The sequence below is a fragment of the Escherichia albertii genome (assembly GCF_028622335.1).
GTDB classification, from domain to species: domain Bacteria; phylum Pseudomonadota; class Gammaproteobacteria; order Enterobacterales; family Enterobacteriaceae; genus Escherichia; species Escherichia albertii.
In genome coordinates this window covers 1194215-1213633 of the sequence record NZ_CP117568.1, presented here as the reverse complement: position 1 = coordinate 1213633, position 19419 = coordinate 1194215, and the positions used below count along the sequence as shown (strand labels likewise).

Annotated in this window: 12 protein-coding genes; 3 read left to right on the top strand and 9 right to left on the bottom strand. The window is 50.3% G+C overall.

Annotated elements, in window-relative coordinates:
* Positions 1–21 precede the first annotated feature (21 nt).
* Positions 22–753, bottom strand: a complete 732-nt coding sequence (mlrA, locus tag PS053_RS06040) for an HTH-type transcriptional regulator MlrA (protein WP_001240387.1) — start codon at positions 751–753, stop codon at positions 22–24.
* A 221-nt stretch (positions 754–974) separates the two neighbouring features.
* On the opposite strand from mlrA, the gene btsS reads away from it, so the two are divergent.
* From btsS to PS053_RS06025, 3 genes are read left to right on the top strand one after another with little or no spacing between them, the layout of a single operon-like run.
* Positions 975–2660: a two-component regulatory system sensor histidine kinase BtsS gene (gene btsS, locus PS053_RS06035; protein ID WP_002461809.1), complete on the top strand. Its 1686-nt coding sequence runs from the start codon at positions 975–977 to the stop codon at positions 2658–2660.
* The gene (gene btsR, locus PS053_RS06030) at positions 2657–3376 is read left to right on the top strand and encodes a two-component system response regulator BtsR (protein WP_002461811.1); all 720 of its coding nucleotides are present in this window, start codon (positions 2657–2659) and stop codon (positions 3374–3376) included. Before btsS ends, btsR begins: the two co-directional genes overlap by 4 nt.
* A gap of 46 nt (positions 3377–3422) precedes the next feature.
* Positions 3423–3893 carry a YehS family protein gene (locus PS053_RS06025; protein WP_000950403.1) on the top strand — a complete coding sequence of 157 codons (471 nt, stop codon included), beginning with the start codon at positions 3423–3425 and terminating at the stop codon, positions 3891–3893.
* 42 nt (positions 3894–3935) lie between these two features.
* On the opposite strand, the gene PS053_RS06020 is transcribed toward PS053_RS06025, so the two are convergent.
* From PS053_RS06020 to PS053_RS05985, 8 genes are all read right to left on the bottom strand, one after another.
* On the bottom strand, positions 3936–4397 hold the full coding sequence (locus PS053_RS06020; RefSeq protein WP_000643193.1) for a YehR family lipoprotein: 462 nt from the start codon (positions 4395–4397) through the stop codon (positions 3936–3938).
* A gap of 130 nt (positions 4398–4527) precedes the next feature.
* Positions 4528–6525, bottom strand: a complete 1998-nt coding sequence (locus PS053_RS06015; RefSeq protein ID WP_256879369.1) for an SWIM zinc finger family protein — start codon at positions 6523–6525, stop codon at positions 4528–4530.
* Positions 6522–7658 (bottom strand): VWA domain-containing protein, encoded by a 1137-nt coding sequence (locus PS053_RS06010; protein WP_001292877.1) that lies wholly within the window; start codon positions 7656–7658, stop codon positions 6522–6524. Before PS053_RS06010 ends, PS053_RS06015 begins: the two co-directional genes overlap by 4 nt.
* The gene (locus PS053_RS06005; protein WP_256879368.1) at positions 7651–9930 is read right to left on the bottom strand and encodes a DUF5682 family protein; all 2280 of its coding nucleotides are present in this window, start codon (positions 9928–9930) and stop codon (positions 7651–7653) included. The genes PS053_RS06010 and PS053_RS06005 overlap by 8 nt, the downstream gene beginning before the upstream one ends.
* Before the next feature lie 9 nt (positions 9931–9939).
* Positions 9940–11028, bottom strand: coding sequence for an ATP-binding protein (locus PS053_RS06000; protein WP_256879367.1), 1089 nt, complete (start codon positions 11026–11028; stop codon positions 9940–9942).
* A gap of 613 nt (positions 11029–11641) precedes the next feature.
* Positions 11642–11929: a hypothetical protein gene (locus PS053_RS05995; protein WP_149542188.1), complete on the bottom strand. Its 288-nt coding sequence runs from the start codon at positions 11927–11929 to the stop codon at positions 11642–11644.
* A 59-nt stretch (positions 11930–11988) separates the two neighbouring features.
* Positions 11989–15636, bottom strand: coding sequence for a DUF4132 domain-containing protein (locus PS053_RS05990; protein ID WP_256879366.1), 3648 nt, complete (start codon positions 15634–15636; stop codon positions 11989–11991).
* 9 nt (positions 15637–15645) lie between these two features.
* On the bottom strand, positions 15646–19413 hold the full coding sequence (locus tag PS053_RS05985) for a DUF4132 domain-containing protein (RefSeq protein WP_256879365.1): 3768 nt from the start codon (positions 19411–19413) through the stop codon (positions 15646–15648).
* Positions 19414–19419 lie beyond the last annotated feature (6 nt).

The window sequence follows — 19419 nt, the reverse complement described above, 5'->3', positions numbered from 1 at the left end:
AGCGTATTTGTTAACGAATTATTAAATACCAAGCGGGAAAATATCGTGCCCCTGTTCCTGCCAACTGGTGAGTTGTTGCTGTTGTGCAGAGGTTTGGTTTTCGCCGCACCAGACTAATAAAGTGCGGCCTTCAAACAATTCCGGGCGTAGCTGGTTGAGTGAGTGAGCGAGGACATCAATGCGCCATCCTTGCTGACTGGCAATCCAACCTTCCAGCCACAGACGGGTGGTATCCTGAATATTCCAGCCAACCACCAGCGCATCTTTGCCCTGTTTTTTGCGCGCTGAAGCCAGGCAAATAGAGATATAGTTGATCAGTACGCCGTCCAGGATCGCCAATAATGTCTGCAGAGTCGGCTGTTGGCACTGAAGCCGTCGACGCAGTGGAATAAACAGATGCGTAGTGAGCGTCTGGGCGGGATAATCCTGACCGCGCTCTTTGATCCACATCCGCAGACTTTGCAAATTACCGCTTTGCAGGTAATTAAGCAGCGTTTCTTGTTGATCGCGCCAGCCATTCTGCACATCAATATTCTCATTACTGAGCAACATTTTGACTTTGCTGACCTGCACGCCATTGTCAATCCAGCGTTTGATCTCCCGGATCCGGTCAATATCCGCGTCGTTAAACAGCCGATGACCGCCGTCTGTCCGCTGCGGTTTCAACAACCCGTAACGCCTCTGCCACGCGCGTAACGTGACAGGGTTGATATCGCAAAGCAACGCCACTTCACCAATTGTGTAAAGCGCCATCCTCTTACCCTTACTCGCGAGGTCCCGGTTTAACTTTAGACGGAGAATGGCGAACCAGGTAGTTTTGCCCGTTTTTTGATCTCGTTTAGGATGATTTTGTTTTTGCCAGGTTGTTTTGGGTGATCGTACTCACGATTTTTCATTTTTCTGCAACAGTTCAAAGAAAGTTAAACGCGAGCCATGTATGTTACGCGTTTTAAAGGGATGTGTGGTTTGCGGGTATGTACGATTTTAATCTGGTGTTGCTGCTGCTTCAGCAGATGTGCGTTTTTTTAGTCATTGCGTGGTTAATGAGTAAAACGCCATTATTCATACCGTTAATGCAGGTCACGGTTCGTCTGCCGCATAAATTTCTCTGCTATATCGTCTTTTCCATCTTTTGCATCATGGGCACCTGGTTCGGATTGCACATCGACGATTCTATTGCCAATACCCGGGCGATAGGCGCGGTGATGGGCGGTTTGCTGGGCGGCCCGGTCGTGGGAGGTCTGGTTGGTCTGACCGGGGGATTACACCGTTATTCAATGGGAGGGATGACTGCGCTGAGTTGCATGATCTCGACGATCGTTGAAGGGTTACTCGGCGGTCTGGTTCACAGCATTCTGATCCATCGTGGCCGTACCGATAAGGTTTTTAACCCGATTACCGCAGGCGCTGTCACCTTTGTCGCGGAAATGGTACAAATGCTGATTATCCTGGCTATTGCCCGTCCTTATGAAGATGCCGTTCGTCTGGTCAGTAATATTGCTGCGCCGATGATGGTTACCAACACCGTAGGTGCCGCGTTGTTTATGCGTATATTGCTGGATAAACGCGCCATGTTTGAGAAATATACCTCGGCATTTTCGGCAACGGCGCTAAAAGTGGCCGCCTCGACGGAAGGTATTCTGCGCCAGGGCTTTAACGAAGTGAACAGCATGAAAGTAGCACAGGTGCTGTATCAGGAGCTGGATATTGGTGCGGTCGCGATTACCGATCGTGAGAAATTACTGGCTTTTACCGGCATTGGCGACGACCACCATTTGCCTGGCAAACCGATTTCTTCGTCTTATACCTTAAAAGCGATTGAAACCGGCGAAGTGGTCTACGCCGATGGCAACGAAGTGCCTTACCGTTGCTCGTTGCATCCGCAATGCAAGTTAGGCTCAACGTTGGTGATTCCACTGCGTGGCGAAAATCAGCGAGTGATGGGCACCATCAAATTGTATGAAGCGAAAAACCGCTTGTTCAGTTCTATCAACCGCACGCTGGGCGAGGGGATTGCGCAATTGCTTTCGGCGCAGATCCTCGCCGGACAATATGAACGGCAAAAAGCGATGCTCACACAATCGGAAATCAAACTGTTACACGCCCAGGTAAATCCCCATTTTCTGTTTAATGCGCTTAATACCATTAAAGCGGTGATCCGCCGCGACAGCGAACAGGCCAGCCAACTGGTGCAGTATCTGTCGACGTTTTTTCGTAAAAACTTAAAGCGTCCTTCGGAGTTTGTTACCCTCGCTGATGAAATTGAACATGTAAATGCTTATCTGCAAATTGAAAAAGCGCGCTTTCAGTCGCGGTTGCAGGTCAGCATAACCATCCCTGAGGAATTATCTCAACAGCAGTTGCCAGCGTTTACTTTGCAACCGATAGTCGAAAACGCGATTAAACATGGAACGTCACAACTGCTGGAAACAGGGAAAGTGGCAATTAGCGCCCGACGTGAGGGGCAACATTTAATGCTGGAGATTGAAGACAATGCCGGTTTGTACCATCCGGTAGCCAGTGCCAGCGGACTGGGGATGAACCTGGTGGATAAGCGTTTACGTGAACGGTTTGGCGACGACTATGGAATCAGCGTTGCCTGTGAGGCTGATAGTTACACCCGAATAACTTTACGACTGCCATGGAGGGACGAGGCATGATTAAAGTGCTGATTGTTGATGATGAACCGTTAGCACGGGAAAACCTGCGCGTATTTTTGCAGGAGCAAAGCGATATTGAAATCGTCGGTGAATGCTCAAATGCCATCGAAGGAATTGGCGCAGTGCATAAATTGCGCCCGGATGTGCTGTTTCTCGATATTCAGATGCCACGCATCAGCGGTCTGGAAATGGTCGGTATGCTCGACCCCGAGCATCGCCCATATATCGTTTTTCTGACCGCATTTGACGAGTATGCAGTTAAAGCATTTGAAGAACATGCTTTTGATTATCTGCTAAAACCAATTGATGAAGCGCGACTGGAGAAAACGCTGGTCCGTCTGCGTCAGGAGCGCAGTAAGCAAGATGTTTCGCTGTTACCGGAAAATCAACAAGGGCTGAAATTTATCCCTTGTACCGGACACAGTCGGATTTATTTGTTGCAAATGAAAGATGTGGCGTTTGTCAGCAGCCGGATGAGCGGTGTTTACGTCACCAGTCACGAAGGAAAAGAGGGATTTACCGAACTGACCTTGCGCACGCTGGAGAGCCGTACGCCATTACTGCGTTGTCATCGACAATATCTGGTTAACCTTGCGTATTTGCAGGAAATTCGCCTGGAAGATAACGGTCAGGCTGAGCTGGTTTTACGTAATGGTTTAACTGTGCCGGTCAGTCGCCGCTATCTGAAAAGTTTAAAAGAGGCGATTGGCCTGTAAAAGGCTGCTAAAATAGCTTTTTGCCTCATTAACACCTGAAGGCCCCATGCTAAGTAACGATATTCTGCGCAGCGTGCGCTACATTTTGAAAGCCAATAATAATGACCTGGTGCGGATTCTGGCGCTGGGAAATGCTGAAGCTACCGCCGAACAGATTGCCGTCTGGTTGCGTAAAGAAGACGAAGAAGGTTTTCAGCGCTGCCCGGACATTATTTTGTCTTCATTCCTTAATGGTCTGATTTACGAGAAACGGGGCAGGGATGAGTCCGCACCTGCGCTGGAGCCGGAACGTCGGATCAATAACAATATTGTGCTGAAAAAGTTACGTATCGCATTTTCTCTGAAAACTGATGATATTCTGGCAATACTCACAGAACAGCAGTTCCGCGTCTCAATGCCGGAAATTACCGCAATGATGCGCGCACCGGAGCATAAAAATTTCCGTGAATGCGGCGATCAATTCTTACGTTATTTTCTGCGTGGGCTGGCAGCGCGCCAGCATGTGACGAAAAGCTAAGACGGGTATGGCGGCCATGCCAAAAACATGGCCGCAGACAGATTATTTTACTTCTTTAAAACCAGCGGCAGCCATGACCAGTTCGATTTGCTTCATGCTGACACCTTTGCTGGTATCTTCATCGCTCATTTTAATACCGGAAATACCTTGCAGGGCTTTCAGATCTACTTTTTCCATATCAATATTGACGTTTTCCTGAGCGTAAGTATCGGTGTAGGTTAATTTTTCGTCTACACCTGGGATGTTTTTGTATTTTGCGCTTAACGGCTCAAGTGTTTTAGCCGCATCTTCTTTGGTTGTCGCACCAATGGCGGCAAACTGAATTTTGGTTTCAGAAGATTGTTTAATTACCTTGTCGCCTTTGTAGACATAAGTAATGGCAATTTCAGTACCATTCAGATTAGCGCTAAATTTTTTCGATTCTTCTTTGTCACCACAACCTGCGAGAGAGAACACCAGAACAGATGCAACAACGAGTGAAAACAGCTTATTGAAAGCCTTCATGTAAAACTCCATTTTATCAAAATCACAAAACTGGTGACGCTCACCAGGGCGCTATAGAATATGCTTAATACTACGACTTGAGCAGTCCGAAAATGGAGTAGAACTCTTAATAAAAAACATGCGTACCCCTTTATTTTTCCAGCATCAGTAATAACTGTTCACAGAGTAAAACGCAGTTATTCAATATCTCACTCAGTGTCTCGCCTTCGGAATGACGTAACTGATTCAACAAATGCGCCAGCCGATAAAAACCTACAGCGGTCAACTCGCCAGCCAGTATCTCTGCCTGATTAATGATGCTTTGTTCCTGGTAACGCCAGCCGTTATGCAGCAGTTGAATGAGCAACGCCTGGCAGCGCATCAGCAACCGATGGGCGGAGGACGGCGCAGGAAGAACGCTGGCAGAAGGCAGTGATGCAACAGGCGCAGTTTCTGCGTCCAGCGCCCAGGCGCGGGTTTTTGTCATCATTACCTGCGGCTCCAGCGTTAATCGCCCTTCGACAAAACTGACAAACCCGGAAATCAGACAAACGGGGTCGTCGGTTTGTTTTAACAACGCCGCCATGCGTTCAACGGCAAAGGGGGCGCAGGCAGAAGCGGGGAGGGATAATGTCAGCGTATTGCTTTCACCCTTTCCGCTAATCATCTGCGCATCCAGCGTTTGCCGTGTACTATCCCAGCCCAGGGAAAGACACTCCGACACCGGGAGAATAAATAAGTTATCAACCTGATTAAGAGGCCGTATGCACGCGGGAGCGCGTGAACGTAAATATTCCCGCAACGCTGAAATACCTGGCTGGCGCAACGGCGCACTCAACATTTGCCAGGCATCGGGCGACAATGGCACAAGGCTGCTTAAACGGTTGCGCGTACCTAACAACAGTTCGCCTTCGGCACTGCGACGTGCAGCTTGTGAAACAATTTGTCCACCTGCCAGGGCCCCCGCCTGAAAACTAAATAGCCGACGCGTTGCTGCTGGTGAGTTTTGTTGTTCACTTCGCGGCCAGCTCCGTGACAGATGCAAAATGCTGCCAGTATCGGGATCGCTAAACCAGATCCGTAAACCATACTGTTGATTATCCTGCCAACAGCGCATACCTAACGACACCAGCCGCAGATGATCAAGCTTTGCTTCTCCGGTAATTCCCGCGCCGACAATGGTGCGCCATGGAATGGGAGGGATTTCACCGCCGCCGTCTCGTCGCACCATCTCTTGCACACAGGTCAATCGGCGATTTAAGGCCGCAAGCTGATGCAGACATTCTCCGGCATGATAGTAACTGGCCCGTGCGTGGAAAGCGCCAGCACTGGCTCGTAGTTGCCGTAGCGACTCACTCACCCAGCGCCAGTTACAGGTGTCTGCCGCCTGTTGCGCACGGCTAAATGCCGCCTCGTAATGGATTAACGGCTGACTGATCCCGCCCAGCCATAATGCCTGGCTTAACTGCTGGACATCATGGCGACAGGCATTTCCCCTTTCGTTGGCAAAAGGATCATCGTTTGCCGTCATTCTTTCGCTGCGCATTTGCCAAATCAGGTGAGTAAACTCTGCCTGTTGCGCTTTGGCCTCGGCGAACGCTTGTACCGCCAACACTACGTGTTCGCAAAGCGTTCCGGTAATGCAGTCGCAGCGTGCGAAGCGAATGCTGTTGTGGGAATAAAAGCGCACGTCACTCATCGGCAACCGGGCAGAGGGAATTTCCCCTGGCGCACAGAACAACTCAATGGCGATTCCCCTGGCGACCAGAGCTTGCGCGCGTTTGCGGGTGGCATCGGGGAGGGTAGCCAGTTCTTCCAGCCAGATTGTCGGATCCCATTCCTCTTCTTTTTTCGTAGGTTGAGTGGCGGCGGCACAAAGTCGCTGATAACTTAACACCAGCATTACGCGATGACGGCACATGCCGCTGGCCCCACAGGTACACCGGGCTTCTTTCAGCGCCTGACCGCTTGACAGTTGCGTACGAATACCGTCGCTGAAAGTGGCGATTAAGGTGCCGTTCTCATGGCTGATTTCAGGAACATTGCCAACTTCCAGTTCCTTAAGGCTGCGCTTAACAAAACCCACATTGCTTAATGCGGTGAGCGCTTGTGGTGTCAGCTCCAGTAATTCCGGGCGTAATGAATTCATGACTGCAAATTCTCCGCCAGCCAGGAAGCCAGTTCGCCCGGCGTCATCGCGGCTATTTGCGCGCCGACATTAACCAGCGCCTGAGCTATATCGTGGTCATAACAGGGCGTTGCATTACTGTCGAGCGCTGCCAGCCCCAATACTTTGATGCCACTCTGTACACACTGTTTTATCTGATGAATCAGCAATGATGATGTTCCGCCTTCATAAAAATCGCTCACCAGAATAATTACGCTTTTACCCGGTTGCTCAATGAGCTGTCGCCCATATTCCACAGCTTTGGCAATATTGGTGCCGCCGCCCAACTGGACTTTCATTAATAGCTCTACCGGATCGGCAACGTCTGCCGTGAGATCAACTACGCTTGTGTCAAACGCCACCAGATGGGTACGAATACCGGGTAACTGCCATAAACAGGCCGCCATCACCGCTGAGTGGATCACTGAGTCGACCATCGATCCGCTTTGATCAACTAATAAGACCAGTTGCCATTGTTCACAGTGGCGTTTAATGCGGCTGTTAAAGCGGGGAGATTCGATATACAACTTGCCGTGTTGCGGATGCCAGTGTTGCAGGTTGGCGCGCAGGGTACTTTTGAAATCAAAATTGCGCGCCAGTGGAATATGTGAACGGCGACGGCGATCGCGGACACCAGAAAAAGCCTGACGGACCTCCTTCGCTAATCGCGCCATAATTTCTTCTACCACCTGGCGCACCAGCCTGCGTGCTGCCGCCAGCACGTCGGGATTCATCAGATGTTTGGTGTGTAACACTGCGCGCAGCAGGCTTTCAGAAGGCTGCATACGTTCCAGCACGTCGAGATTTGTCACCACATCTTCAATGCCGTAGCGCAGCACGGCATCGCTTTCCAGCCGTTCGATTACCTGTTGTGGAAAAAGCGTATGAATATTGTTGATCCATTCTGGCGTAGTGAGGTTTGAGCCACCTAATCCGCCAGACCGTTCACCTCGCTGGATTCGCTCAGGATCGCGCCCATACAGCCACTCCAGCGCGTGGTCTATTTGCCGGGCATTACTATCAAGACCACAAAGTGTGGTTTCTGCCGCCTCGCCAAGAATCAATCGCCAGCGTTGCAGTTCACGGGTTGTAAGGAGATTGTTCAGTTCAGACATGGAAAACTCCCCAGTGTTGCAGTGCTGCCAGTGCCTGCTGTTCCAGTTGTTGGTGATGAGCAATGGTTTGCGGTGGACAATGCAACGGCATTTGCAACGTCGAAGCAGGGAGGTGAGCGAGCTGGTAATGCTCAAGCACCTGATGCGCCAGCGCTCCGCGTTCTCGCGGCGGCAGCCAGGCCATCGCCGCGCGCATATCGGGAAGAGCATTGATAAAATCTGCGTCATTAAGTTGATTCAAAAGACGGCTAAAACCGGCGATAAATGCAGGCTGACAGGTCAGTTGATGACGGGCCAGCGCCAACAAACCGTGCAGAGCCTCGCCGGATTGGGTCGGGGATAACTGCGCCAGCATCGTCAGCGCCGCTTCGGCACTGGCGTTGGGATGTTCCAGACGCATTAGCGCGCCAAGAGCCGCACCGCGATCCAGTGCGGTGGCATGCATCGTCTGACTGCGGCGCACCAGTAAGACTACCGCCGCAGAAAGAGAAACGCCGGGTAAATTAACGCCGCTATGTAGATCGCGCAGGATATGACACAACGCTTGCCAGCTATGCAGATGAGCGTGAAACTCATTTTCACCCGGCCTGCCGTTGGATTCACACAGCCAGAGCGTGCGATCGATAGCCGCACATAACGTCGTTTGCAATATCTGCGCGCCTTGCATACCGCTGATTTCATCTAACCGCCATAAGGCATAAAGCACTTCCAGCGCCTGGCCCATTTCGGAAAACTGATTTTCCTGGGCGATTAATAATGTGAGTTGCCCCAGTAATTGCTGACTGAAGGACGCCAGACCCGCTAACGCCGCCTGGCTAAGACATGCAGTGATGCTGCTGATTCCATCCGCATCCAGCATATCGACTTCTAATTTATTGCGTGCGGCTTCCTGGAGCGTAGCGCCAAAGCAAGCGGCCTCAATCAATGCCGCATGTTGGCTAATCGACTGGGTTAATTTCCACTGTTCTTCACCGTTGCCGGCCAGCGTCAGTGTACTTCCGTGCTGGCGCACAATGCCTGGGATCTCCAGTATAGCCAGTCGATGCAACACCTGGCTTTGCGCCAGCCCATCGGGGGTAAAGCGATTTAAGGCGAGCTCCGTCGGAAGGGAGATTGAGGTACGTTCCAGTTCACAAGTGACATCTTTTGGTAAAGGTGGTTGTGGCGTGGAAGGGGCAAGTTTACCGAATCCGTCACCCGCCAATGCATCAATCAGCGTTAACAGAATCGGATCGGTATCGGGATGAATGACTCCTCGGTAGCTCCACGGCAATGGCGCGTTCAGGGCTTCTTTAATCAATGAGCCTGCCAGGGCATCCAGCCAGTCGCTGCGTAACGGCAATGCATGACCGCGCAATTGCGCCAGCGCCATCGCATGCAGATGCGCGGCAGCCATATCAGCGGTGGACGCGGGTAAGTGGCGCTGACGTAAACGGGTAAGAACCGTTTTCAGTAGCTGCTCCCCAGCCTGCTGCAAACCCAATTGCCAGCACCAGTTTTGCCAGACTGGGGCAGGCATTCCTGAAAGATATCCTGCCAGTACATCAAGGCGTTTTTCACTGTAAGGCGTCAGATAACATCCGGTAACGGCATCTGATAGCGATGGCAATTCTGGCTTTTGATTCTCCTGAGGGGATTTATGCCACAATTCTGTCAGTGCCGGAGCGTGCCAGCCGCCGCAGACAACTAACACGTTGCCATTGTTTTGCTGCATCGCCCATGCAATCCAGCGGGCCATAAAGGCTTCGCGCTGGCGATTGAGTGCATCGCCGGAGGCGTCGCCTCGCAGTTGTGCAAAATAGTGTGCCAGTGCAGAGGGTAATGCAGTTTGTTGGCTTTCATCTTCGAACAAGTGATCCCATAGTGCGTCGCTGTTATCCATACTGACAGCGCGTAACAGTAAGGCCTGGTTGTCATCCTCTGTTGTCGATTTATCGTCATCTTCTTCGCTCTGCGCCCAGTAGGGAAGATCGATAAAGTACGTTTGCGCCTGAATGCGACGTGCGGCTTGTAGCGCCTGCCACTCCGGCGAAAATTCGGCAAATGGCGTCCAGGCGCCACGCCCGGGGGCAACACTGTCCTGATACTGACAATAACTGTAGATAGCCACAGGAAGCTGGTGGGCCAAAAATAGCTCATCAACCCGGTCATTAAAATCGGCCGGGCCTTCAATCAACACGTATCTCGGTCGCTGGCTTTCGATTAGCGATTTCACCAGCCTGGCGCAGGCCGGGCTATGATGCCGGATGCCGACAATTAACGGCTCGCTCATGCTATTTCCTCACGGCAGGCGGTGGCGAGCGTGATAATAAGCCTGCCAGTGAGCTTCTTTATGTGTGGCAACGCGCTGTTCAAAGTAACGGCGCAGACGAGCGCGGTCTTCCTCGTTATCTTTTACGATGGTTCCGGCAATACAGTCCACCAGGTCGGCAGGCTCACCTGCGCGATTCGCTAAAAACCAGGCTCGAACACCGACAGCGTGGGCCACGTTGACGGCTTCAGCGGTGGACATCATCGCCGTCAGGGTATCCATCGACGTTTTCTTTTCGCCACTGGCGCGTAGATCACGGAAAGTACAGACCAGAAGCTCCAGTACCGCATCTGGTACTTTATGTGGAATGCCACTATGGGCTAACTGGCGCGCTGAAGCGCTGGCGACCAGTTCCAGCTCCTGGGCGAAATCTATGATTGGAAAGACGGTTTCAAAGTCGAAACGACGTTTTAGCGCGGCGCTCATTTCATTGACGCCGCGATCGCGGGTATTGGCAGTGGCAATAATATTAAAACCTTCCTGCGCGTAGAGCTGGCTGGCTTCACCAGTGAGTTCCGGTACGGTCATTACCCGATCAGAAAGCATACCTAACAGGCAGTCCTGCACCTCCAGCGGAGTGCGGGTAATCTCTTCGAAGCGGACGATTTTGCCGTCGCGCATTCCCTGGTAAAGCGGGGCAGGGACCAGCGCATCCGTTGATGGGCCGTGATTAATAAGCAGAGCGTAGTTCCAGCCGTACTTGATTTGATCTTCGGTGGTAGATGCGCCACCCTGGATGGTTAATTCGGCATTGCCGCTAATAGCGGTGGCGAGCAATTCAGAAAGGAGAGACTTTGCCGTTCCAGGTTCTCCCACTAACATCAAGCCGCGCCCGGTAGCAAGCGTCACTAACATGCGTTCGACCGCTGAAGGGCTAATTACGACTTTACGGCTGATATTTTGCGACTCGTCGCCAAGAATAAAGCTACGGGCCGCAGGCAAACTTAACTGCCAGCCGGGAGGACATGGTGAGCGATCATTTTTTTTTAATTGTGCCAGTTCATTGGCATATAACACAGCAGCAGGCGGACGCTGCAGATGATTTCTCTGTGGTGACATATATTCATCCCTGAAATAAGAAAATAAAGTTCATTCTACGCGCTATAAATGTTCTGCGCATTATTTGTTTGATTGAAAAGACGGGCGAGAAATATCTGGAAAGAAGATCACAACAAATAAAAAAACCTGCTGGTGAGGCAGGTTCTTTTATTTGTTACTTTGACGTTAACTTGCTGATTGTGCAACATTTCGTCCCAACGAATAAATTATAACCATATCCACCCCCCATTGCAATTCAGCAAGTGATATTTATAATCCTGCCCGTTGGACGGTTGCGCCGGGTCGAACCAATTTCAAGTCCTGGCTACCAGACAGGTGGTGCTGCAGGTAGTGCTCTGATCCAGAGTGCAACGTTTCGTTCCAACAAACGTAAACCAGTATCGACAGGCAGTGTAAGGGTAAGATACTGGTGTTGCGCTCCTTAATCAGGAGAGCGAATGGACACGCTGACACAAAGGTTAACCGTGCTCATTACCGTACTGGAGCTATTAGTGGCTCTGTTGCGGTTGATTGATTTGTTGAAGTAACGGGCAAATTGAAACGCATCTAAGGGGGAATACCGTTTCCCCCTTTAATAAAACAGCCTTTATATTTTTCTGTTGAATATATTCTGTCATTCACATTGAAATTTTGTTTTTACAGCTTCTACTGATTCACCAAACAATTTTCTTTCATCTATAAATTCATCTCTTATATATATCAACGCATCGTTTATCGGTAGAAGCGCATCATTTTTCGCAGGCTGATGGAATGTTGGGTGTAGCCTGAATCGCTCCTGTCGGTAGACGGCTCCCGTGAATAATTCGTCACATTTATGGATCTCAAGCCGGAAGGAAAATGGGTCTTCAGGTACAGGGACTTGATAGTCGTAAACGGCGACAAGCTCTTGTTGTACGATCATGGTTTTTCTCAGTGGTGAGTGTGCAGATAACGGGCAGTCGTATCACTGCCCGCGGTGTGTTAATGGAAAATGACGTCTGGTGTGCTTAAGGCTTCACTGAGATCAAACGCATCGATTTCAGCAAAAGTGACGGATTTATTGTCACGATATACTCGAAGCGAACTGAAGCTCATCAGCGCTTTGCTATCTGCATTGTAGTGATGAAAACCGGGCGAAAATTTAAGTACCAGTCGGTACTCGCCCAATTTATAGAAAAATGCGTCTTCGTATCCAGGCTCCCAGCCTTTGTATCGCATTCCCATCAGTTGCCCTACAGTGGCTGATTTACCCTCCCAGCGATTCAGACTGCTACTGACGGCCTCGTCAGGCGTGAGAAGCACCGTGCGCCGTGTCAGTTGACGAACTGGCGGCATAATCTCGTAATCGGCAAAAAGTTGTGCAAATTCACTGCGCATTTCTGCTGACATTTCTAATGGGTGTGCAATGCCAATCAGCGCATCTGGAGGCAAAATAATGGGTTCGTCTTGTACATTGCAGAATTCACCTTCAGCAGCCACACGAAAAGCGTTGAGTAAAAGACGTGGTTCATTCGCCGGATAAATGCCCCATATCAGTCGCTGAGTAACCAGCCGGGTAAAGGGATGATTAACGAACAAAGAATGAAAATCTGCCAGCGACCACCGTCGGGTAGTGCGTAGTGCTGTTTCAAGGCGCGGGAGCAGGTTTTTACTCACCTGAGTGGCATCTTTTTTTAGTCCTTTTAGTTGGGTCAGTGCCTCAGGCGCTTTAAGTTGATCGTCATCAGCGCGCAAGCGTGGAACGCTTTTCTGGCGAACGTTTTGCTGATCATAGATAACCGGATTGAGATTTTCATCAAAGCGAACGCTAAACTGCCGTGGGCCAAAATCAAAAATTAATGCTTGTGGATTATCCAGACCAAGTGTTGGCACTAACCGATCTTCAAGTTCTTCCTGGCTAAGCCCACGATTGTCCGCAACCGTCTGGAGGTATTCCATCGCACTGTCGCGCAGGGGGCGGGATTTTGCACGTTGCGAAATATGATGTAGTTGCATCAGCGCCATATCATTGCCAATTTGTGTGAGGATGTTCAACCCACTGACGGCACGGGCGGATTTTCCTTCCTGCGGCCAGGCGAGAATGAGTGGCATCAGGTCCCGTACCGTGCTTTCGTCGCCAAATATGCTCAACGCCAGAAATGCCCAGTTGTCTTTTGCTGGCGCGCCAGCTTGTTGCCACGCAGTAAAGAGATCCCAGACAAAAGCGGCCAGCGTTTGCGGTTGGCAGAATGTCTTTAATTGTTCAAGCCCGCAGTAAAAATGACCGCCCTGGGTAAAACTCAGCATTTCACCGATTATCTCCAGTGCATTATCAGTAAGTGGTTGATCATTGCTTATGAGCCGTGGTCTGCGCCATAGCGTCGGTTGCCAGAAACCTGGGGCTTTCGCGATGCGCGTCGGATAATTATCCAGAGGATTTTGTGTCAGAAGCTGTTCCAGAGCAGGCCACAGCGCAGGTATTTCCCAGCGATTTGCTACGGTTTGCAATAATTCGCCATGCCCTTCCTTATACAGTAGCAGTAGCGCACTTAACGCCGCTTCGCGGTTATCGCCGGATTTGGCAAAGATCAACGGAATTAACGCGGTGGCCGTATGTTCTGGCCATTGCAATATCCACTGGCGCGCCAGATTACGCTGAGCTGCAAAACGCCGCCAGACGCGGGCGACGGGCAGCGCCAGTTCGGTTGCGCCATAATTCATTAGCAGGGGAAATATCTCTTTTGGATGCCGCGCATAGGCTATATTTAAACCGGGCAGAGCATCAGTGCCCAGCACACTTAACAGATATTCCACCCCGGTATAATAAAAATCAGCCTCGACAATTTGTTGCCAGCACGACACTGCCATTTCGCGTGGCATTTGCGCGATAAGGTACAGGTTCCACGCACTCCAGCGTTTTTCATCACTATAGTTAAATTTACGTTGAAAAGTTCGCCATCCTTGTATTAACGCCGTGCTGTCTTCAGCCAGTAATGCGCTGGCGGCATCTTCCCGGTAGTGTCTGTATTCTGCCTGTTGTGCCTGATAATAGTTCAATTGCCCTATAGCGGTGTACGCCTGCAGTTGCTGGATATTCAGAGCATCTAACTGACCAGTGATAATAAATTCGTAAAATTTCCAGCGAGGTAATTCAAAACCTAACTCACGCAAGAAGGTATCCATCCCCCTGCATGCAAGACGTTCGTTAAACGGTATGGCGCTAAAATGGTTGATTGCAGTTTGTTGTTTCTGCGTCCAGCGTTCATGAGGCGACCAGTATGCTTGTGGTGCAAGAGTGATTTCAGGTAATGAAAAGTAAGATGCGGACGCTTTTTTCTTACCTTTACGCCACGGTGGTGAAACGAGGATTGCAGGTAACTTACTGTTATCGCTACTGTCAATAACTGCTTTCGGCGGTACGGATACATAACTATCCAGCACGGTTTGTGCTTCTGCGCTTAACCATGGCCTCACGTCTTCTGCCAGTTGTGGTTGAACGGTTATCAGCGTTTGCAGTGACATACGCCAGTATTCATCGCGTGTTTTTTGCTGTGCAGGCAGCTTTTTGTCTTCGAGGATTGGATAACCCGGGCGCGCAGGCGGGGCTTTTAACGCAAGGAGCTCTGCCAGAGCTGCGAGCGTTGCATGGGGGAAATTTTTACTATATTTAGCCACACGCTGCAGGCTGGGTTTGTTTTTATCGGCTACTAACAGCAAGGTACGGATGACCAGCGGATGGTTAATTTGTACCAGCAGGCTTCCGCAATCCTCTTTATGTGCATATATCGCAAGGCGAGGAATCGCTGCCAGCCCTTGTTCGCGCAAAAGAGCGGCGCAGGCGGCGTAACCGAAGTGGTTTTCATGCGACATGTAGCTGGCTTCGCGATCGCTAAATATATCCTGGCTCCAGTAGTGTTCGAGTATTCTCACTGCCCTGGGGTCAGTAGCAACAACTTTTAGCCACTCCTTAGAATGAAAATGCGTCCTCGGGCATTCAAGGCCTACCAACTCATTGGCAATTTCTGGTTTTTCCGGGAGGAGCAGCGCAATAAAAGGACGGCGAACGATGGGGATTACCGGCAGTGCGGCAATGAGTTTATCCGCGCAACGTTGCCAGCAACTTTCCTCTGCCAGCGAGAGATGCTTACGCAGTCGCAGATCGAATTCGTTATAGGTTTCTGAGCGATAACCGTAGCCATAGTTTTCGTCCTGGTGTTGCAAGGTGACAACCTGTGGATCACTCTCATAACGTCGTGCAATAAACTGACGTGCAATCACCACCTCGGTCGCATACTCCAGTCCCTCTTGTTGGACGATTTCGTCCAACAATTGCTCACTGTTATTGTTCGCGATACAAGTTAGCACAGCCATCGTACGTGCAGAGACGGAGGGTTTGTGCTCGCCGATCAGACTGATAGCCCGAATAATGTCTTCATGCCACTCTGCTGAACATTGCTCATATTGCCAGCTAATATTTTCTTTGCTGCCTTCACGTTGAAGAATTTCATCCCCCAACGTCTGGATGAGGCTTTCAGTGATAACAGGCACCGGTTCCCCCGGCCAATTGCGATGGCTGAGTGGTGTTTTGCCTTTTTTATATTTCAGTTCCAGTTGCGCGTTATCTGCCAGCCACGGTAATTCCTTGTGCATGTTCTTTCCTTAATCAAACAGTGATTCAATGTCGTTAATCAGCTCGCTGGCGGTGATGTCGTCGAGCGCGGAGAACTGCATTTCTTGCGAGGTATTACTGCCCCAGCCATAGTTTTCTGCTTTACCATCCCAGAGCCATATTTTACTCAGGAGTTGTTCAGCACTTAGCTCGGCTGGTGACATCCCCACCGCAAAACCTTCATCGATTTCCATGATTAACGACCAGCGCCCCAGTGGTTTGATCATCCAGCCGATCCAGCCTCCATCCTGTGGTTCGCCACGTATCCAGCCTTTATTTGCCAGCCCCATTACCCGGCCACTCGGGCATTTTCTGCCTGCCCAGCGGGTCAGTTCGCTGGCATTGTGTTCGGCCTCTGTCAGGTGATAACTGTTGCGACCAAGCTGACGGAACGGCGGCAACAGTTCATAGTCGGCAAAAAGCTGGCCAAAGGCGGCAGCGTCAATCGGCGATATTTCCAGGATGTGAGGAATACCAATAGACATGTCGCCTTCTGGCAGGGTAAAGAGATCGTCATCGGCGGTGCTGTAACTGTTATCTTCCGCAACACGGAAACAGGTTTGTAACTGATTGTCGGCGCTATAAACGCCCCAAATCAGACGGCGAGTTAAGTAGCGTATCAACGGATGTTCGACCAGGAAGAGCAGGAAGTTTTCCGGCGACCAGCGGCGACGCAGGCACATGGCGGATTCAAGCCTTGCCACCTGCTGGGCAGCAATGGTACGCGCGTCTTTTTTCAGCAGCTTGTAGCGGTTAACTGCGTCGTTCGCCTGTGATTCATCATCACTTTTGTTCGGTTTAGGTAAGTCTTTCAGGCGGCTGCCGGAGGCATCGCGCACGAACGGTTTTAAGGTTTCATCAAAGCTGACGGTGAACTGGCGTGGGCCGAAATCCAGTAGTAGCGAACCGTTATCATCCAGACCCAAATCCGGGGCTAAGCGGTCTTCAAGTTCAGCCACCGTGAGCTCGCGGCTTTTGGCAATGTCGGCAATTTTTTCTTTTGCTCGTTCCTGCAACGCTTTAAATTTTAGCTTTTGTGCGATGCCATTAAGCTGCATCAGGGCGATATCGCTGCCAATGGCGGCGAGGATATCCAGGCCGACAGTAGCGCGTTTATGCTGAGATTCGCCAGGCCAGGCGCGGATTAATGGCGTCAGTTTGCGGGCGGTATCATCGTTGCCGAGCACGCCTGATGCCGTGAACGCCCAGCTCTCTTTCGATGGTGCACCAGCAGTTTGCCAGGCAGTAAACAGATCCCAGGCAAATTCTGCCAGTGAGTCGGAAGTGCAGGCATCTTTCACCTGTAATAACCCCGGATACAGTGCTTCTTCCTGGGGGAAGCGGAGCATTTCACCGAGGTGATTGAGCGCCGTATCGGGCAGCATCTTGCCGTTGATAAGCGTCGGGTGTCTCCATAGTACAGGCTGGTAAAAGATGGGCAGCGTCGGAATTTTAGTCGGGTGGTTATCCAGCGGATCGAGTGAGAGTAAGACGCTTACAGCGTCCATGACTTCCGGCTGGTTATAACGCTGAGCGACCTGTTTGAGTAACGGTTGATGCCCATTCTCCACCAGCAGACGTAGGGCTGCGCGGGCGTTATCCTGTGCTTCACCCACTTTGCCAAGCGCGGCAGGCAACAGACCAGTGATTGCGTGTTCTGGGTATTTCAGTAGCCAGGTCCGAGCTTCGGAACGCAGGGTTTTGAGTTCGTTGAAGGCATGGGCAACAGGTGGCGCTAATTCGACAGCCGCGAAGTATTGTGCTACAGGCATCGCTTCCTGCGTCTCTCGGGCGAGACTATTAATAAAACCAGGAAGTGCATCGAGACCAAATGCTTTCATCACCTCTTCGATGTTCGTATGCGATTCCATCGATAAGACATTCCACAGTTCGATAGCCTTATTCTGCTGCAATCTGGCAAGGATACGTAATTTCCAGATATCGGTATTTGGGGAATGATTCATTCTCCATTCGGTAATAAGCTGCGCATAGTCACTTTGTTCATATGCTGTGATGGCTCCATCGGAAATAGCTGAACGCGATGAGGAAAATCCAAGATGTTGCAAAATTTCAGATGTTGTCCTGGGCAATTGTTCGTTGGCATCCAGTAACGCTATTTGAATTCCCCGGCTCAAAAGAAATGTTTTAGCAGTCGATAAATCCGGCATAGGGAGTGCAAAGGCTGCTAGCGATAAGGTGGTTAAATTCAGTACCGGAATGGTCGATTTTTGTGGTTTTGTTAGCCATGGTGGTGAAACCAACACAGATGGCAATTCATCACTACTGGCACAGTCGATAGTCTTACCCTGTTTCAGTTGTTGCTGGCATTGTTCCAGTATGATCGCTGCCTGTGGCGATAACCTCGCGATGATCTGCTCACCCAGGTTTGGATGAGCATTGAGTAATGAAGCCAGTAACGTGTGTTTACGCTTATCCTCTTTTTGCGCCAGTGCCTCGGTCAATGCTACCAGTGAAGCCGCAGGAAAACTTTCGACTATCTTTATCAGTCGTTCATAACAGCGTTTATTGGTATCTGCAGCCTGGATAAGTGCGGTAACTGCCAGCGGATGGTTGATATAGATTAGTAAATTACCACATTGATCTTCGTCGGCATGAGGTATCAGCCGTGCCAATGCTGCGATACCTTGCTCGCGCACCACCGTGACACACCACAGGTAGCCCCCAAATGCTGTTGGGGTCTGATACTGCATAATTATTTCTAGTACCTGCGGATCTGTTGCCACCATTTTTAATTCCGCCAACTCTGGAATATTGGCTTTTGCAGACAATCGTTGTGCAATTTCGTGAGCAATGTCAGGTAGCTCCGGGATTAAGCAAGCAACTAATGGCTGGTATTGGTGTGATATATCAGGTAATGCAATAAGCAATTTTGCGATGCAACTTTGCCAAACGGTTTCTTCAGCCAGCGATAGGTGTTTGCGTAGCCGGATATCGAATTTATGGAAGAGAGAACGGCGATTGGTCATCGCATCATTTAGAAAAAAGGTAATATGCTTATTCCGATAGTCAAAGTCGAGAGCAAGCTGCCAGCGATAGATGACAACCTCTGTGGCATATTCCAGTCCGTAGGTTTGTACTATTTCGTCTAATAATTCTGATGATGTATCGTTGTTCCATTGTTGGCCAAAAGAAATTCCTATTCTGGCGAGTACGGCCATGGTGCGTGCTGATATAACCGGTTTCGGTGTATTGATAAAACTAAATGCCTGGGCGATGGCTTCACTCCACTCAAAGGGGCATGAGCTATAATCAAAAGTTAAATTTTTACAAAAACCACTAACGCTGTTTGCCATCCGGGATATTAAATTTTTCTTCTCGGGTTGGGTGGGAAGGGCGATAGGTTCTCCCGGCCAACGGCGATGACTAAGGGCATAGCGAGCAATGTGTTTTGGTAAAATAATCGGCGCATTGTCTGCCAGCCACGGTGCTGCCGCATTGGTGACCGGGAGTATCGTTACGGCGTTGAGTGCTGATCTTGCTTCTGTAACCAGTGGAATTTCGGCTGGTGATATCTCGGAGGCCGCAGTTGTTTCCTGCTCTTCCTCATACCCCTTCTTCACTTTCTCCGCAATCAGCTTCAGCTCCGCTTTTTCCGCTGCCGCAGCATCTGCAAAGCTTTTTACCTGGCTTTGCCCGTTGGTACCGACTTTACCCCAACTAATATGCAATTCGTTGCCTTGCTGCTCCACCGCCCAGAATTTATGTGATTTTTCGTCCTGATAAATATAGATTTTCATTGCTAA

Excerpts from the sequence above, each read along its gene's own strand:
- btsR (WP_002461811.1), top strand. The coding sequence starts at position 2,657 with ATGATTAAAGTGCTGATTGTTGATGATGAACCGTTAGCACGGGAAAAC.
- PS053_RS06010 (WP_001292877.1), bottom strand. The coding sequence starts at position 7,658 with ATGTCTGAACTGAACAATCTCCTTACAACCCGTGAACTGCAACGCTGG.
- PS053_RS05995 (WP_149542188.1), bottom strand. The coding sequence starts at position 11,929 with ATGATCGTACAACAAGAGCTTGTCGCCGTTTACGACTATCAAGTCCCT.
- PS053_RS06015 (WP_256879369.1), bottom strand. The coding sequence starts at position 6,525 with ATGAATTCATTACGCCCGGAATTACTGGAGCTGACACCACAAGCGCTC.
- btsS (WP_002461809.1), top strand. The coding sequence starts at position 975 with ATGTACGATTTTAATCTGGTGTTGCTGCTGCTTCAGCAGATGTGCGTT.
- PS053_RS06000 (WP_256879367.1), bottom strand. The coding sequence starts at position 11,028 with ATGTCACCACAGAGAAATCATCTGCAGCGTCCGCCTGCTGCTGTGTTA.
- PS053_RS05985 (WP_256879365.1), bottom strand. The coding sequence starts at position 19,413 with ATGAAAATCTATATTTATCAGGACGAAAAATCACATAAATTCTGGGCG.
- PS053_RS06020 (WP_000643193.1), bottom strand. The coding sequence starts at position 4,397 with ATGAAGGCTTTCAATAAGCTGTTTTCACTCGTTGTTGCATCTGTTCTG.
- PS053_RS06005 (WP_256879368.1), bottom strand. The coding sequence starts at position 9,930 with ATGAGCGAGCCGTTAATTGTCGGCATCCGGCATCATAGCCCGGCCTGC.
- PS053_RS06025 (WP_000950403.1), top strand. The coding sequence starts at position 3,423 with ATGCTAAGTAACGATATTCTGCGCAGCGTGCGCTACATTTTGAAAGCC.
- PS053_RS05990 (WP_256879366.1), bottom strand. The coding sequence starts at position 15,636 with ATGCACAAGGAATTACCGTGGCTGGCAGATAACGCGCAACTGGAACTG.
- mlrA (WP_001240387.1), bottom strand. The coding sequence starts at position 753 with ATGGCGCTTTACACAATTGGTGAAGTGGCGTTGCTTTGCGATATCAAC.